At 37.7% G+C, this 16,946-nt stretch carries 18 protein-coding genes; 12 read left to right on the top strand and 6 right to left on the bottom strand.

What is annotated here, in order from left to right; translation table 11 throughout:
* Nucleotides 1–104 precede the first annotated feature (104 nt).
* Complete coding sequence (gene hemA / locus CHB66_RS12330) at nt 105–1,376, bottom strand: glutamyl-tRNA reductase (protein WP_089241378.1); 1,272 nt, start codon at nt 1,374–1,376, stop codon at nt 105–107.
* A 230-nt stretch (nt 1,377–1,606) separates the two neighbouring features.
* Here hemA and CHB66_RS12325 point away from each other — a divergent pair, with 230 nt between their 5' ends.
* From CHB66_RS12325 to CHB66_RS12295, 7 genes are all read left to right on the top strand, one after another.
* On the top strand, nt 1,607–2,290 hold the full coding sequence (locus CHB66_RS12325; protein WP_089241376.1) for a ComEA family DNA-binding protein: 684 nt from the start codon (nt 1,607–1,609) through the stop codon (nt 2,288–2,290).
* Nucleotides 2,291–2,397: 107 nt separating this feature from the next.
* Entirely contained in the window at nt 2,398–2,766 is a 369-nt protein-coding gene (locus CHB66_RS17225; protein ID WP_089241374.1) for a hypothetical protein, read from the top strand.
* Between the two features lie 197 nt (nt 2,767–2,963).
* Nucleotides 2,964–3,533: an RNA polymerase sigma factor gene (locus CHB66_RS12315; RefSeq protein ID WP_089241372.1), complete on the top strand. Its 570-nt coding sequence runs from the start codon at nt 2,964–2,966 to the stop codon at nt 3,531–3,533.
* Entirely contained in the window at nt 3,526–4,296 is a 771-nt protein-coding gene (locus CHB66_RS12310) for a hypothetical protein (protein ID WP_089241370.1), read from the top strand. The genes CHB66_RS12315 and CHB66_RS12310 overlap by 8 nt, the downstream gene beginning before the upstream one ends.
* Nucleotides 4,297–4,318: 22 nt before the next feature.
* Nucleotides 4,319–5,347, top strand: a complete 1,029-nt coding sequence (locus CHB66_RS12305; protein ID WP_089241368.1) for a hypothetical protein — start codon at nt 4,319–4,321, stop codon at nt 5,345–5,347.
* 49 nt (nt 5,348–5,396) lie between these two features.
* Entirely contained in the window at nt 5,397–6,188 is a 792-nt protein-coding gene (locus CHB66_RS12300; protein ID WP_089241366.1) for a porin family protein, read from the top strand.
* Between the two features lie 80 nt (nt 6,189–6,268).
* The gene (locus tag CHB66_RS12295; RefSeq protein WP_089241364.1) at nt 6,269–7,144 is read left to right on the top strand and encodes a DUF4097 family beta strand repeat-containing protein; all 876 of its coding nucleotides are present in this window, start codon (nt 6,269–6,271) and stop codon (nt 7,142–7,144) included.
* Nucleotides 7,145–7,241: 97 nt separating this feature from the next.
* Here the strand turns inward: CHB66_RS12295 and CHB66_RS12290 are convergent, their stop codons facing one another.
* The 4 genes from CHB66_RS12290 to CHB66_RS12275 form a co-directional block, all read right to left on the bottom strand.
* Nucleotides 7,242–9,767, bottom strand: coding sequence for an ATP-dependent Clp protease ATP-binding subunit (locus tag CHB66_RS12290; RefSeq protein ID WP_089241362.1), 2,526 nt, complete (start codon nt 9,765–9,767; stop codon nt 7,242–7,244).
* 80 nt (nt 9,768–9,847) lie between these two features.
* Entirely contained in the window at nt 9,848–10,468 is a 621-nt protein-coding gene (locus tag CHB66_RS12285) for a WbqC family protein (protein WP_089241360.1), read from the bottom strand.
* Between the two features lie 21 nt (nt 10,469–10,489).
* Nucleotides 10,490–11,119 carry an L-threonylcarbamoyladenylate synthase gene (locus tag CHB66_RS12280; protein WP_089241358.1) on the bottom strand — a complete coding sequence of 210 codons (630 nt, stop codon included), beginning with the start codon at nt 11,117–11,119 and terminating at the stop codon, nt 10,490–10,492.
* 30 nt (nt 11,120–11,149) lie between these two features.
* Nucleotides 11,150–11,566, bottom strand: coding sequence for a (deoxy)nucleoside triphosphate pyrophosphohydrolase (locus tag CHB66_RS12275; protein WP_089241356.1), 417 nt, complete (start codon nt 11,564–11,566; stop codon nt 11,150–11,152).
* A 76-nt stretch (nt 11,567–11,642) separates the two neighbouring features.
* Between CHB66_RS12275 and mltG the strand changes: the two genes are divergently transcribed.
* Genes mltG through CHB66_RS12260 form a run of 3 tightly spaced genes read left to right on the top strand, consistent with a single transcriptional unit; the run spans nt 11,643 to nt 14,054 of the window.
* The gene (gene mltG, locus CHB66_RS12270) at nt 11,643–12,686 is read left to right on the top strand and encodes an endolytic transglycosylase MltG (protein WP_089241354.1); all 1,044 of its coding nucleotides are present in this window, start codon (nt 11,643–11,645) and stop codon (nt 12,684–12,686) included.
* Nucleotides 12,687–12,688: 2 nt separating this feature from the next.
* Nucleotides 12,689–13,096 carry an acyl-CoA thioesterase gene (locus tag CHB66_RS12265; protein ID WP_089241352.1) on the top strand — a complete coding sequence of 136 codons (408 nt, stop codon included), beginning with the start codon at nt 12,689–12,691 and terminating at the stop codon, nt 13,094–13,096.
* 7 nt (nt 13,097–13,103) lie between these two features.
* Complete coding sequence (locus CHB66_RS12260; protein ID WP_089241471.1) at nt 13,104–14,054, top strand: YihY/virulence factor BrkB family protein; 951 nt, start codon at nt 13,104–13,106, stop codon at nt 14,052–14,054.
* 187 nt (nt 14,055–14,241) lie between these two features.
* Here CHB66_RS12260 and CHB66_RS12255 read toward each other — a convergent pair whose 3' ends face one another.
* Entirely contained in the window at nt 14,242–15,030 is a 789-nt protein-coding gene (locus CHB66_RS12255; protein WP_089241350.1) for a tetratricopeptide repeat protein, read from the bottom strand.
* Nucleotides 15,031–15,157: 127 nt separating this feature from the next.
* Between CHB66_RS12255 and CHB66_RS12250 the strand changes: the two genes are divergently transcribed.
* Both CHB66_RS12250 and CHB66_RS12245 read left to right on the top strand, forming a co-directional pair.
* Nucleotides 15,158–15,583 (top strand): hypothetical protein, encoded by a 426-nt coding sequence (locus CHB66_RS12250; protein WP_089241348.1) that lies wholly within the window; start codon nt 15,158–15,160, stop codon nt 15,581–15,583.
* Between the two features lie 21 nt (nt 15,584–15,604).
* The gene (locus CHB66_RS12245; RefSeq protein WP_170932487.1) at nt 15,605–16,681 is read left to right on the top strand and encodes a globin family protein; all 1,077 of its coding nucleotides are present in this window, start codon (nt 15,605–15,607) and stop codon (nt 16,679–16,681) included.
* Nucleotides 16,682–16,946 lie beyond the last annotated feature (265 nt).

Raw genomic sequence — 16,946 nt, 5'->3', positions numbered from 1 at the left:
GTAATTTGGGTGGTAAAATAAGCGTTTTGAATCTGCAATTCAAAAAATAACAGGACATATGGAGAAATAAAAAAAGGATGCTATTTAGCATCCTCTAAATATTTTCAGCTTTTTTTATCGCTGACTTTTTCTAAGTCAAATAAGTCCGAGAGAATTTCTATCATTTGATCAGCCTGATCTCTTTGGCAAGCAGCTTTTAACTGAACTACGGGCACTTTAAGAATTTTTTGCATCATGCTCTTTGTTACCTTCTCAACGATAGCTTTTTCATTATCATCAGCATTTTTAAGGAATCTTTCCATTTCCTCTAATCTGATTTGCTCCAGAGCATTTTTCAATTTATTGATGGTTGGAGACACCATCATTTCTTTTTTCCAATTGTAGAACTCTTCTATACTTTCCTCGATAATAGCTTCTACTTTTGGAATCGACTCTAATCTTTTCTCTAACGTTTCGGAAGCTTTACTTCTGATATTATCTACATTATATAGTAACACCCCTGGAACTTCTTCGATTGAAGTCTCAATACTCCTTGGTACAGATAGATCGATGAACAATTTATAGCTGGCAATTTCAAACTGACTCACCAATTCCTTGGTGATAAAAGGCTCAGATTTCATGATAGAAGATACAATCACATCTGCACCTTTCATTGCGTCAACAGCATTTTCGAAAGAGATCACTTCAAAGCCCATTTCTTCACCTAAAGCCTTTGCTTTATCATAGGTTCTGTTAGTGATGGTGACCTTCGCCTCTGGCAAATGAACCATGTTTTTAGCCACATCCTCACCGATTTCTCCAACACCTATGAGTAAAATTCTTGGTTGATAAGTATTTGAGGTCAATTCTTCAATCAACTCAACAGCTGCATAAGATACAGATGCGGCACCGTCTCTAAAAGCCGTTTCCTGCACCACTCTTTTATTTGTGAAAAATATAGTATGCATCAATCGATGCAAAAATGGACCCGCCATATCTAGATCAGCAGATGCTTGATAAGCTCTCTTTACTTGACTTGCGATCTGCATATCACCAATCACCTGAGCTTCTAGCCCCATTGAAACCTTGAATAAGTGATCAATGGCTTCTCTGTCGTTGTTAAATATTTTGAAGTATTCTAAGTAATCTACTATACCTGTGATGCCTTTTTCCACACCTATAAGTTTGATGATCTCAGTACTTAAGTCAAGGTCGTGGGAATAGTAAATCTCAGTTCTGTTACAAGTGGATAAGATTAAAGTATCTGTAATGCTGAAAAACTCCTTAAGCTTAACCAAAAGGGAATGAATAGATGCCTCGTCTAAAGAAATGATCTCCCTGATTTGTACAGGTGCATTCTTGTGGGATAAACTTATAGCTCTAAAGTTGTTTTGCATTTCAGGTAATTTACGGTACAAATTTAATTCATTAAACAGAGCAAAAGAAAATTTTGGAGAATGTCTGAATAATTTAAAATCTGTCTAAATAATCGGTTTTATCTTCTTACTACGAACACAAATGTCGACATTCTTGACTTCATAATCCAATTTTATTAACTTATGACTTATAGATACGATCTATTAGGTGGGATTGGATTTATTTTTCATTCATTTTATTGTTCATAGATATGGTCAAAAAGATTTATTTTTTCTTCAAAACCTATTTTGGATTCACTAATAGGGAATCTAGAGGATTCGTTTTATTACTGCCAATTATTGTGATACTCTATGCGATTCCAATTGTATATGAGAAAATTTTTTTAAGAGAAGATCCTTTGGATTTGGTTAATTTTCATGCTCAATTAGATAGTTTGGAAAAGAGTGGTTGGATGAAGATAGGGTCTATGCCTACCTATCAAAACTATATTTCTGACACCTCTCGAAAAAATTCTAGTAATAGAAGACAAGAGGTCTATAAGAAATTAAGCTTTGATGAAGCAGACTCAATTGTTCTTCAAATTGTGCCTGGAGTAGGGCAAACTATGGCTGGAAGGATTATTAAATTCAGAGATGGACTAGGAGGGATGCACAGCATGGATCAGTTGCTTGATGTCTTTGGGATGACGCCAGAAGTAAGCGAAAGAATATTTGATTATTTTGAATTTATACCTGGTGTCAAAAAAAAGATTGATATAAACACTTCAGACGTTCAGCTACTTGCCACGCATCCATACATCAATTATGGATCTGCAAAGGTAATTGTAGCTTACAGAGATCAACATGGACCATACACCTCGGCCGAGGATTTATTCAAAGTTCGGATATTTACAGAAGAATGGGTTAATAAGATTAAGCCATATCTTACTTTTTGAATTGGTAAAAAATACCCTGTACAGGGTATTTTTTCAAAGTGATTATTTAGTTAATTTTAAAATGCTGTAATTCAATTTGTTGTATAACTTTTAAACCTGCTACTTTTATGATAATAGAAAAAAGGTACTGCAAAAAGTGCAACGAACCTATTTATGGTCGTTCGGACAAGGTGTTTTGCGATGATGGATGTAGAAATGCTTATAACAACATCCATCGTAAGGAAACCAATGATTGCGTTGTCAAAATTTACAAGCAATTACGGTTAAATAGGAAAATTCTAGAAAAGGTGTATGCTGAGGGAGTAGGAAATGTGAGAGTTCCGAGAAATAAAATGCTGAAGCTAGGTTATAATTTTCTTTATCATACCCACCTATTAGTCAATTATAAAGGTGGTCAGTATGAGTTTTGCTTTGATTTTGGATACTTGGTTTTGGATAAGGACTGGGTACTGGTAGTCAAAGATATGTTTGAGTGAGCAGTATATATTGCTGTTAATTTAAGTATTGATCATTTGGGGGGTTTTCAAAACTCCCTTTTTTATGCTCTTGCCTTATTTTTTAATCATTTTTGTTAATCCATTTAAGAATGATTGATAAAATTTAACTTTTTTTCACAACTTCATGCAACCAATTTTTGAGAACCTGCATCTACCTACTTGAAAGACGATTTACAATGTTTGGAAATAGAATTTTTAGAAGTGAACAAGATATCATCGAAGGATGCAGAAAGGGAGACCGAAAGGCTCAACGTATGCTTTATGATAGCTACTCTAAAAAATTCTATTCGATCTGCCTCAGATATATCAAAGATAGAGACTTGGCAGAGGATGTATTGGTAGAAGCTTTCATGAAGATCTTTGAGAAAATCGATCAGTTTGAGTCCAAAGGAAGCTTTGAAGGATGGATGAAAAGGGTGATTGTAACCCAATCACTGCTTACGCTCCGAAATAATAAGAACTTACTTATGGAAGTCAATTTAGATCAAGAAGGAGACTACATTCAACCAAGTTATGAATCTAACCATCTTGAAGCTGAAGAGCTGATGGATTTAGTGACTAGCTTACCCACAGGTTACAGAACCGTATTTAATCTCTATGCAGTGGAAGGTTACAGTCATGCAGAGATTGCAGAACTTTTGGGGATATCTGAAAGTACCTCAAAGTCCCAATTGAACAGAAGTAGAAATTTGCTAAAGCAAAAAATAGCCGCGCAAGAACTTAAAGAAAGGAGAATCAATGGCTAAACAAGATAAAAAATTAGACGAGTTGTTCCGAAATAAACTTGCTAATCATGAAATAAATCCCTCAGCACTTGCTTGGGAAAAATTGGAAGGTCAACTGTCTCAAAGGAGGGGTGGGATTTATTTCCCATTCATGCGAATAGCGGCCTCAGTTGTGGTATTACTTGGTCTAGCATATCTAGGTTGGTTCCTGTCAAATGACTTAGTCCAAGAGGATATTCAGGTAGCCATAAATGAATCTGTTCCTGCCGAAGTTAATCTAGAGACCGAAAGCAGAGTAGATGTTGACCTTATACAAGTTGAGGAAGCTACTAACGATGATTCAAAAAATCAAATACAACCACAGATTAATAGAGCATATTCTAAACCATCATCAAAAGCAGCATCTATGAATGTTGAAGTTTCTAGGAAAGAGGGAGCAGAGAAAAAGCAGGGTTTGGTAGCTGAAGTTAAGAATGAGATAGATATGAGCAGTGCGCTTCTGAATTTGCCAGAATTGAAGTTGCCTGATTTAAAAATTGACGAGTCTTTGGCAGAAGCCAAAATTGAGGATACGCAGGAAGAAGTGTCATACACTATCACCATCCGAGGAAGTGGCATCAAAGAAGCCGAACCTGCCAAGCAAGGACTAATAGATGAAATTGAGGAAAAAGTAGAAAAAATAGGTGGGTTTCTAAACAAAGTAGATCAGGGTTTTGCAGAACTGCAGGATGCAAAGAACAATCTTTTTGCCACAATCACCACTAGAAAAGAGAGAAGTAAATAAGCAAAATTTGATTTAAAGACTTATGAAAAAATATTTGTTGTTATTCGGTTTTATGGCTGTAGTACAGTTTGCTTTTGGAAACAGCCGCATGGAAAGATTTGCAGAAAAAGACAGCATCATTGTTGAGTTTGGTAAATCTGGTAAGATTGTTTTAATCATAGAAAGTAAAGAGGACTTCGATAAACTCAAGTCAATGGATGTGAATGAAATCATTCGTCAATTGGATGTAGAGCTAGATAAAGAAACCGGTGAGTGGAATATTGTAGAACAAAAAGCTATGATTGGAAACAAGGAAATCATCACAGTCAGAGAACAAGGACCCGAGACTGAAGTGACAGTCGGAAGGGTAAGGGTGACTGTAGACGAATCAGGAGGAAATACCAAAGTGAAGGTTGAGTCAGGTGAGAAAAAAGTAAAAAAAGAACAAACATTTCGCACCTTTTTTAACATAGACCTGGGTATCAATACTTATTTGGATGGAGACGGTAATTTCCCTTCTTCAGCAGAGCCTTATGCAACTAAAGGCTGGGGAAGTTGGAATGTTGGATTGAACTGGATGGCATCTCAACGAATCTCTAAAGGTTTTTATTGGGATTTTGGGATAGGTTTCCAGTGGTATAATTTCAAATTTGAGAATAGAGATTTTCAAGCCGTGAGAGGTGATGGAGAAATAGATTTCATCCAAAGAACAGATGTGAACGGTTTCAAAAGCAAGATTTCCGCATCTTATTTGACTGCTCAGTCTTTACTCAAATTGGATTTTGGAAGGATGAATGATAATGGTGATAAAGGGCTGAGGATAGCTGCAGGGCCATATGTTGGGTACCGTGTAGGTGGTAGAAGCAAGTATGTTTATAGAGAACTTGATGGTGGAGGAAGAAGAAAAGAGAAGCTTAATACAGGCACTTATTTGAACAATTTAAGATATGGTTTGAGAGGAGAGGTAGGTGTAGGTAGATTCAATTTCTTCTCAACATATGATCTCAATACACTCTTCCAAGACGGTCGAGGACCTGAATTACACCCAATCACATTTGGTGTGATATTTTAAAATACAAAGTTGAAAGTTTTATTAAATCCGAAAAGTAAAATATAATTATATGACAAAGCTTTTTTTAACAATGACCATGGTTATGTTGTGTCTAGGGGGCATCTTGGCTCAAGAGCAAGATACTGTTGGTAAAGATGTTGTGAAGACTCGTGATTTTAAAATGTTTGGTGAGGAATGGCATTATGAAAAGTATAAAGATAAAACCTGGAGCTTAAAGACAGAAGGTGGTGCAATTGATATGGAAGGGAAAAAGAAGCGTAGGCACGAGCGATCCCTCAATCTTGATTTGGGGATCAACACTTGGCTGGAAAATGATGCAGCGCCACAAGTAAAACCTTGGGGTAGTTGGATGGTGGGGATCAATTATCAGCATCAATATAAGCTTGGCAAAAACTTCTCTTTGAATCCAGCCATAGGTGTAAATTGGTTCAATTTTAAATTTGAAGACAGGAATTTGATCGCCCAAAGAGGGGCTGATGGAATTCTTTTCGAACAGTTTGAAGATGGAGAAGGAACAAAATCTAAAATTACTTCTTCATATGTGAACTTGAGTTTAATTCCAACTTTCCATTCTAGCAATGGCAAGTTCAGAATAGGAGTTGGGCCATATGCTGGTTATAGATTAGGTGGGAGGGGGAAATTTGTCTTTGAAGACGAATCAGGTTCTAAAAACAAGACCTTTGATCGGAATAACATGTTTGCTAACAATTATAGATATGGTGCAAGGTTAGCATTAGGAGTAGGAGGGACAGACTTCTTTTTCAATTATGATTTGAACGAATATTTCCAAAAGAACAAAGGCCCCAGAGTAAACGCAATTAGTTTTGGTATCATCTTATAATTAAAAAACCAATGAAAATATTTAAGAACATATTTTATACAATTTGTGGTATACTTACTCTAATAATTTCATCCGAATCAATGGCTCAAAAGGAGGTATTGATTGATACACAAAGGAATTTTGCTGGAATCCAGAGGATCGAAGTGAGTAGTGGAATGTTGGAGATGGAATACTTAGGAGATCCGAGTAAACAAGATGTAAGCGTAGATGTCTACTTGGAGTCCACCAATACAAATCAGGATGTTATTTTTGTAGCCGTTGGAGATGTGTTGAAAATCACTTATCAGCAAAATAATAGTGGCAGTAATTCTTGGAGAGGTAGTCAAACTAAAGGCTATATTAAAATAGTAGGGCCAGAGCAAATGCTTTTGGAACTAAGTGCGGGTTCAGGCTCTATCAAAGTGGAAAGGGTGTCAGCAGCACAAACAAAGATCAGTGTAGCTTCTGGTAGCATGAATGTTTCTCATATTACAGGTGCTTTAGAAGCCAAAGCTTCGTCAGGAAGAATAAACATAAGTGGATTGAAAGGTGATTTGGTCATGAGTGCCTCGTCAGGTTCTGCTTCCATCACAGACATCATGGGCAAGGCTAGCCTTAGTTTGGTGAGTGGATCAGTGAAAGGGAGTCAGATTGATGGACCTTTATCACTTAAGATTAGCTCAGGGAGTGCGAAACTATCAGAGGTTAAACAAATTGAATCTGTAAATTCAGTCTCAGGCTCTGCGGAGTTTACACAATCAGGCTTATCAGACCTGACCAATTTAAAGTCTACTTCTGGGAGTATAAAGATTAAAACTACGTCTAATATTGAGGATTACAATTATAATTTAAGAGCCTCTTCAGGATCATTGCGAGTGGGGAATAATTCGAAAGGGAAAGTGCTACAGATCAATAATGGTTCTTCAAAAATGGTCAATGGCTCCGTCAGCTCTGGGTCGATTAGCATAGAAAAATAATACCTTTAAGCTTTTCTTCATACAAATAACTCTTAAAATCAAAAAAGCGACTAGGATTACCTAGCCGCTTTTTTTTTTAATTATATAGTAGAGTATTTTACTCAGCCTTTTCTTTTTTCTGAACCTGAATGGTCAATTCTTCACCTTCACCAGAATAATCTGCAAGGATGATATCACCTTCTGAAAGTTCTCCTTTTAAGATTTCCTCTGCTAGTGCATCTTCCAAATATTTCTGAATAGCTCTATTCAATGGTCTGGCACCGTACTGTTGATCGTAACCCTTTTCGGCTAAGAAATCTTTAGCCTTTGGGGTAAGCTCAATATTATAACCTAAATCAGTGATTCTGCTGAAGAGCTTATTCAAGCTGATATCAATGATCTGATGGATATGTGATTTTTCAAGAGAATTGAACACTACCACATCATCTAATCTATTGAGGAATTCAGGACTGAAAGCCTTTTTCAAAGCGCTCTGAATAGTAGATTTCATGATGTCATCCATGTTTTCAGATTTGGCTTTATTGGCAAAACCTATTCCAGCACCGAAATCTTTCAGATCTCTTACTCCAATATTGGAAGTCATGATAATGATCGTATTTCTGAAGTCTACTCTCCTTCCAAGTCCATCTGTCAGGATTCCATCATCCAAAACCTGAAGTAAGATATTGAACACATCTGGGTGAGCTTTTTCTATCTCGTCAAGGAGGACCACAGAATAAGGTTTTCTTCTGACTTTTTCTGTCAATTGCCCACCTTCTTCATATCCCACATAGCCTGGAGGCGCTCCTACAAGTCTGGATACGGAGAATTTTTCCATATATTCAGACATATCTATTCTAACCAAAGAGTCCTCTTTGTCAAAAAGATAGGTGGCAAGCATTTTAGCTAATTCAGTTTTACCTACACCTGTTGGTCCTAGGAAAATGAAGGAGCCAATTGGTTTTTTAGGATCCTTCAATCCCACTCGTGTCCTTTGAATCGCTTTGGTTAGCTTTTTGATAGCTTCGTCCTGACCGATCACCTTGCCCTTTAAATCCTCAGCCATATTGAGCAATTTAGCTCCTTCTTTTTGAGCGATTCTCTTTGCAGGAATACCCGTCATCATCGCAATCACCTCAGCTACATTTTCTTCTTCTACTTTGTAGCGTTTGGTTTTGCTTTCTTCTTCCCATTTTACCTTGGCATTCTCAAGTTGTTCGAGTAGTTTTTTCTCTTTATCGCGAAGTTGTGCTGCCTCCTCATACTTTTGGCTTTTGACAACTCTGTTTTTTTCAATCTTGATCTGCTCTACCTCTTCCTCAAGTTTCAAGATGTCTTCAGGTACATGTATATTATTGATATGCACCCTAGCACCTGCCTCGTCCAATATATCTATTGCTTTATCAGGAAGAAATCTATCGGAAATATATCTATCAGACAACTTTACACATGCTTCAATAGCCTCAGGAGAGTAGATGACATTGTGGTGGTCTTCATATTTATCCTTGATGTTGTTCAGGATTTGGACGGTCTCTTCTGGCGTGGTAGCATCTACCATCACCATTTGGAATCTTCTAGCCAAAGCGCCATCCTTTTCGATGTATTGCCTGTATTCGTCTAGGGTTGTAGCACCAATACATTGGATTTCACCTCTGGCCAAGGCTGGTTTAAACATATTAGAAGCATCCAAAGAGCCACTTGCACCACCAGCACCCACAATAGTATGGAGTTCGTCAATGAATAGGATTACATTTGGAGATTTCTCGAGCTCGTTCATTACGGCTTTCATTCTCTCCTCGAATTGACCTCTATATTTGGTGCCAGCTACTAGAGATGCTAAGTCCAAAGTCACCACACGTTTATTGAAAAGCACGCGAGAGACTTTTTTCTGCACAATCCTCAGCGCGAGTCCTTCGGCTATGGCTGTTTTACCAACACCTGGTTCACCAATAAGGATTGGGTTGTTTTTCTTTCTTCTGGATAAAATCTGCGCTACACGCTCTATTTCTTTTTCTCTACCGATGATTGGGTCAAGCTTGTCATCTTCAGCCATTTTGGTCAAGTCACGACCAAAGTTATCTAAAACAGGAGTCCTGGATTTTTCGGCACCTGGTTTAGACGAACCTGAAGCACCACTTCCCGAGGAACCAAATAGCTTACTGCTATCTTCATCTGGATCATCAGCCTCAGCTTTTGATCTTGGGCCATCTGTTTGAAATTCCAACATCTCCTTCACAGCATCGTAATTGGTGTCGAATTTTTGCAAAATCTGCGTTGCAATATTGTCTTCATCACGTAGGATAGAAAGCAATAAGTGTTCTGTACCAATCAAGGCACTTTTGAAAATCTTAGCTTCCAGATAGGTGATTTTTAATACTTTTTCAGATTGTCTTGTCAACGGTATATTGGCAAGGTTCTTTACATTGTGGGTTGCAGTGCCTTTCACAGCACGTTCCACAGAATTACGGAGTTCATCCAAAGGAACTCCCAACTTCTTCAATATGGAAACAGCCACTCCTTCCCCCTCACGAATCATGCCCAGCAAGAGGTGTTCTGTACCAATGTAATCATGTCCTAAACGCAAAGCTTCTTCGCGACTTAGGGAGATCACCTCTTTGACTCTGTTTGAAAATTTTGCTTCCATTTATATCCTTTCTAAATGATTTGAATTCTATTCTAATGTTACCGATTTTGTTTTAAAAACACAATCCTTTTACTCATTGTTCAATCATTTTTTTGTGATTGGGTCAGAATGCTTTTTGATTCTGGTCCCATACAGAATAATAGATCGATTATGCTCAAGTTAGGAACAAAGTCTAAGCCAAATAGCTGTTGATAGGGTATGGCTTTGTATATACTCCTCTCTTGGTAGGACTTTTTGGCATTGATTAACCCTCTGATGTCTTTATTTCCTCCATTAGGCATGCACTGATCCAGTTTTTGAACACTGATTTTACTTTGAAGCATTTTCAGACAAACTGTCAGTAGGTCCAAATTCATATCTGCTAATAAGTCAAATTTTTTTGTATAAACCTTTTCGAAATAGGGGAAATAATATTCGAAATAAGGTGCCTTTCCATAGGCACTTTGTATACCTCTCAGGTGCACATTTAGCCATTTTTGATCATGATCGATTTTTATTTGACTTGTTCTGATCTTTTTATTTCCTCCAATTACAGGTACACTTAAGGTTTCTGTTTTGTTGGCTAATTGAACCTGTGTTCTATTTCTGTAGGTTTGCTTCTGATAGTTTTCTTCTAAATCAAGATATATTACATCTTCATCCCATATAGCCGCGAAATATTCAATTGGTGGAAGGTAAAACAACTCCGTGATAATGGCCATAAGTAAAATCCCCTAATTTAATTAAAGTATCTCGTCTATACTGCCTAAGCCTTCTCTGATGACCTCTATTTCTTCACCACTACAATCGATGACTGTAGAAGCGACATTATTCCCATACCCCCCATCAATAACAATATCCACCAAGTGCTGATATTTTTCAAAAATCAACTCAGGATCTGTACTGTATTCGATGACATCATCCTCGTCTCTGATAGAGGTGGTGAGAATTGGTTGACCTAATTCCTTGACTAAAAGCCTTGGAATAGAATGATCAGGAACCCTGATTCCTACAGTTTTCTTGTTGCTATTGAGTATCTTCGGAACTGAATTATTAGCTTCTAAAATAAAGGTGTAAGGGCCTGGTAATGCCTTTTTCATCATTTTGAAAACTGGGGTATTCAGTGCTCTAGTGTATTCGGAAATATTACTCAGATCATAACAAATAAACGAAAAATTGTGCTTCTTCGGTTTAATCCCTTTAATCTGACAAATTCGTTCTACAGCCCTTTGATTGTGAATATCGCAACCCATACCGTATACAGTATCGGTTGGGTAAATGATGATCCCTCCATTTCTTAACACATTGACAATGTGTTCTATTTTTTTCATTTCTGGATTCTCAGGATATAATTTGATAAGTTCTGCAGCCATAGTTTTTGGTAGTTGTTTTGATAACTTCCCTTACGAAGGAAGATTATTGAAAGACTCAATCACTTGGACTTGAGCGACTATTGGGATGTCTGCTTGTGCCCAATCTAGCTTTGATAGGTCACAGGGCCTTAACCAGACTATTTTCTTGTGCTCTTTCAAAATCAATTTACCTTTTATATAGCGACAAACAAAAGGAATAAGTTCAATTTCTTTGTCAGGTTGGTACTGATGAAAGTTTGATTGGAGTAATTGGATAGGTTCAATTTCTAAGTTTAATTCCTCTTTGATTTCTCTTTTTATACATTCCTGTTGACTTTCCCCTGTTTCTATTTTGCCACCCGGGAATTCCCATTTTAAAGCATGAGACATATTTTGTCCTCTTTGAGCACATAGGATTTTACCCTCGTAAAAGATAATTGCACAGGTGACTTGTATCCTTGTCGACATCAAAATTTGAAATTGAAAAGCTCGCTGAACAAAATTCCCTATTTTTGCGCTTTATCAAAGAGATTTCTTTAAAAATATGTTTGACGATAAGAAAACAAAATATTACCTCATCGGTGTCATCACCTTTTCGGTCCTTTTGACATCGCTGTCCTTTTATTTTTATCAAGCATTCTTCAGTCCCAATACTTTATTGGAGAAAGAGGAACCTTATTTGCTCAAAATTCCGAGTAACGTCACCTTTCAGACTGTGTCGGATAGTTTGTATTATGCTGAGGCTATTCAAGATGTGATTACCTTTAGCTTTGTGGCCAAGGTGCTAGGCTATCAAGAGCTAGTGAAGCCGGGGCTTTATACCATACAGCCAAGGATGAATAATCTGGCATTGGTGAGAAAACTTCGATCTGGAGACCAGACCCCTGTTAGAATTACTTTCAATAATGTGAGAACAAAAGAAGATCTAGCAGAAAAAATCACCAAGAACATAGAAGTGCAAGAACTTGACTTTTATGGACTCTTAACGGATTCGGTTTATATCAGAAAATTTGGATTTGAAGAGGAGACAATCATGTCTATGTTTATTCCCAATACTTATGAAGTATGGTGGAATACCAGTGCCGAGAATCTTTTTGATAGGATGTACAAAGAATACGAGCGTTTTTGGACCGATGAGCGCAGGCAAAAAGCCAGCGAACTTGGACTTTCTCAATCAGAGGTTTCTACCTTGGCTTCTATTGTGCAGGCGGAAACTCAAAAAACTGATGAGAGACCTAAGGTAGCGGGAGTTTATCTTAATAGGTTAAGAATCAATATGCCCTTACAGGCTGACCCAACATTGGTTTTTGCTGTTGGGGACTTTTCTATCAAGCGAGTGCTTAATGTCCATAAAGAAATAGAAAGTCCTTATAATACCTACAAATATTTAGGCCTTCCTCCCGGTCCAATAAATTTGCCAGAAATATCAGCATTGGACGCAGTTTTGAATTATGAAGATCATAACTATCTTTATTTCTGCGCAAAAGATGATTTCTCAGGATATCATGCATTTGCTACCAATCTCAATGAGCACCTCAACAATGCTCGGAGATATCAAAATGCATTGAACAAAGCGAAAATTTATTAAGGATGTTCCAAGCAGAAACACAAGTCAGAGTTCGCTATGCTGAGACAGACCAAATGGGCTACGTGTATTATGGTAATTATGCCATGTACTTTGAAGTGGGGAGGGTAGAGGCATTGAGGTCAGTAGGATTTTCATACAAAAGGATGGAGGCAGATGGAATCATGATGCCTGTTTTGGAACAACAAACAAAGTACCTCAAACCAGGTAAATACGATGAATTGCTGACAATTAAAGTTAAAATTCCTGAAATGCCTGGTATTAGGATTACTTTTGAATACGAAGTTTTCAACGAAGTGCATGAATTGATTACTACAGGGAAGACAACTTTAACCTTTCTAAAAACTGACACACATAGGCCAAGCAGGCCACCTCAGTATCTTTTGGAAATTTTGAAACCGTATTTTGAATAGTGATTTGGTGAAAAAAAGACTTAGACTATTATCGATCAAGTTTACAAGAGAGGCAAAAAAACTCCGCTCAATTCATTTTGGCAATCCAGACCAAAATGTTTACGATGTGGGCAAGATTTTTCTTGAGCAGATCAGAAAAGATGAGATTATTGAAAGAGCTGGTTCTGTAGCGTTTAGTTTCACGATTGCAATGTTTCCATTGTTGCTCTTTTTACTCAATATGATTCCTTATGTAGGTTTTTTCTTTCCCAATGTCACCACCCAGAATATCCTGCTTTTCATTGCTGAGATCATCCCTCCAAGTATATATGGAGAGGCTGAATCAACGATCATGGATATAGTCAGTAAACCTAGACAAAGCTTATTATCACTTGGGTTTTTCTTAGCCCTTTTTCTAGCGACCAATGGTGTGATGTCTCTTATGAGTGCTTTCAACGCTGTCTACCGAACTAAAGAAAATAGAACTTTTGTCCAGACTAGAATGATAGCTGTGGGAATTATCTTTGTGTTAGTCTTATCGATTTGTGGAGCTGTGGTAATCATGATTTTGGGAAGCAGTGTACTGTATAATATTTCTGAGTGGGAAATAGTGTCAAGTAATCTATATTATTATCTTTTAGCTTTTTTCAGGTTTTTTGTCCTTTTGACGGTTTTTATGGTCGCTACTGCATATATATTTAGATTTGCACCTGCGGTACATGATAAGTGGAAATTCTTTTCGGCTGGGTCTACTACTGCGGGACTGTTAATTACCCTAGGATTTTATTTGTTCTCTTATTATTTGAACAATTTCGCCACATATAACAAGCTCTATGGCTCCATCGGGACCATGCTCGCGGTCATGTTGTGGCTTTTTATTACCTCTCTGATTATTCTAGTTTGTTTCGAAATCAATGTTTCCTTAGACAAGGCTGCTAAAAAGAAAATGGTCTCCAATGCATTAAAGCATACGCTCTAATCTAAAATCTCATGGCTTATCTTTGCTAGAAAAAGCATATTCGATTTCTTACTAGTTACCATTTGATAATATTATATGAGGTTCATTTCAATCAGCTGTGGTCGGAAGGCTGTGGAATGTGGGAAGTATTTAAATACTCGTGTAATTGTGGACAATAATATTAATCAAAATTCAATATTTTATTTGTTTAGCACCCTTCCATATTCATTCGAGCGATTTCACTTCCTCGGTTGGCGGCTTGAATAATGTCATTACATGCGGTAGGGTTTCGGAGTACTTTCTTACACATTCCTCTGCGGGCAAGTGCGTCGACATGATCAGGCTTTTTCTTCAGTAGGGCTTCAAAATCTTCCAATGCCCAATGATAGGCACCAGTTGCCATGTTTGCGATTCCAAGATTATAAAGTGTCACTAGGTTGTCTGGGTCCAATGACAATGACATATTGAAGGAGCCAGCCGCACCAAATGTATCCCCTAATGCTGATCTAGCCATCCCTTGATAAAAATACACCCTTGCATCCTTTGGACGCTTTTCTTTGGCATAGCCTAAAAACTCTTCAGCACTTTTATAATTTTCATTTTGAAGCATAGCCCTGCCGAGCAAAAACAAGATCTCAAAATCTCCACCGTCATGCTTGGCGGCAATTAATAAGTGCTTTTCTGCTTCCCTGAAGTTATCCATTTTCCAGTAGAGCTTACCAATCCCAGCATGTGCTTGAGCATAATTTGGGTCTATATTGATGATCCTTTTATAGTCTTCAAATGCTTCTTCAAAATTCTCCAATTCTTCGTATGCCCTGGCTCTTAGATGTAGAGATTTGATGTCTGTCACATGGACAAAAAGTGTTTTCGAGAATTCAGAAATAGCTTTTTCGTATTCACCATTCCTAAAAAGAAGCTCTCCTTCAGAAAAACTACCAAGACATGATGAAACCACTATGGTGAAGAAAATGAGAATGTTGAGCTGTCTTTTCATGTTAAATCATTTTCCCAAAACTAATAAAATAGACATTCAATTAAAAATTATCTCTATTTTTTTTTGACCCTCAAAATCCAAAGCAATTGGGGGGTTCGTATATCACAAAAATCAAATGAATTGAGCCATGTTTAAAAGGATTGTTTTAGGATTAATGATTGTTTTCGGAGCGTTGATCGTAACGCTAGCCGTTCATGTGTACATGGTCACTCAACCGAAGCAGGGCGCTATGCCTAATTTGACCATGAGTAGGATTGACTTTGAATCTCCCCTAGATTCTCTCAGTGCGGTCAAAATCAAAACCTACACCAGTCTGATGGAGGGTGTAAAAGATGTGAGGGTCAATAAAGAGTCAGGTCATATAGTTTGTCTTTATGATAGAAACAAAAAAGCTCCTCAGGAGATCGTAGATGCAATCAGTAAAGATTTTTACCTCAGCGCAAGTCTTTATCAGCCATCAGATGAAATGCTTGCCCAAAGTTGTCCAGCTATCAATAAGAATTCTTTGACATGGAAGCTGGGAGCATTCTTCCAAAGAACATTTGAAAATTAACTAACACTAAATTTTATGATTATGAAAAAGTTAAATGTATGGCTAACCGGATCAATGGTAATAGCCGCCCTGGTTTTCACCTCCTGTAATAGAGATGATGATGGGCCGATGATGATGGATGACTCGTTTTATGCTGTTCAGCTTGGTGGAGAAGCTAGAGTCACTGACCCACTTAATCCAGGACAGACCATAGAGCAAGGTTTCTTGAATCTTAGAACTGTAGTGACCAATACAGTTTTGACAATAGCAGAAAACGAGGGTGGAAAATATGATGCATTGCAGCCGTATTTTTCTGTTTTACTAAATGAAGTAGGTAGAGGGGAGACATCTGGTTTTATTACTTTGGTATTAGATTTTACGGAATTTTTAGCTGAGGCTACAGGGGCAAAGAATTTTCAATACACTGGCTTAGACATGGAAGCAGCTCACGACCCGGTGAGAAATAGTCGTATGAATGGCAGAATCAACAATGCAGATTACGATCTTTTTGTACAAGCTGTGGTAGAAGGTGCTGCACAAGCAAATATTACTTCAAGTGAGGTGATCGGGCCTGTTGGGCAATTGTTAGAATCAGTAAGAGAGCCCATCGTACAGCGAGCAGACAATGAAGGCTTAGATCTCTACACTAGATTGGGAGGATCAGGTTTGATCAATGTAGCTGATGACGGAGAACCAGTAAGATTAGTCGAGGCTGGATATGCACCTCTGGAAGCAGTAGTGACCAGTACAGTATTGGTAATTGCAACCAATGAAGGAGGAAAGTATGATGATCTACAGCCTTATTTCTCTGTATTGCTAGCAGAAGTGGGAGCAGGTAATTTATCTGGTTTCACCACTTTGGTGACAGATTTCTCTGAGTTTTTAGCGCAGGCAATCGGTTCAGTTAATATTGAATATACAGGGCTGAATATGGCAGACGCTCACAATCCAGCTGTCAATTCGAGAATGACTGGTTTGGTATCTGCTGCTGATTATGATTTGTTTGTAGAAGCTGTGGTGGAAGGTGCACTTGAGAATAATGTCCCAATGCCAGTCATCCAAGAATTTGGTGGGCTATTGAATAGCGAAGGATTAAGAGGTGCTATTATTCAACGATAAATTGAATTTAGAAAACGATTGCATTCTTAAAAAGACCAACTTTGACATAAAGCTGGTCTTTTTATGTTATTGGGAACTCATGATTTTCCTTTATGTCGTTCATCCCTACGGGACTTTCCCTTCCTCGCAAGTTTCTTGAGTCAATGGGTTGAAACCCACTGTTATGATGTCGGTCGTGCCTCTGGCACTACTTTATTTGCATGATGGTTTGTAGTGGTTTACATTTCAGCTCCATAGGAGCGACCGATATATTAGTCATGATTTC

The organism is Belliella buryatensis (genome assembly GCF_900188245.1).
Lineage (GTDB): Bacteria > Bacteroidota > Bacteroidia > Cytophagales > Cyclobacteriaceae > Belliella > Belliella buryatensis.
The sequence above is the reverse complement of the archived record's forward strand: the minus strand, read 5'-3'. Positions and strand labels throughout refer to the sequence as shown.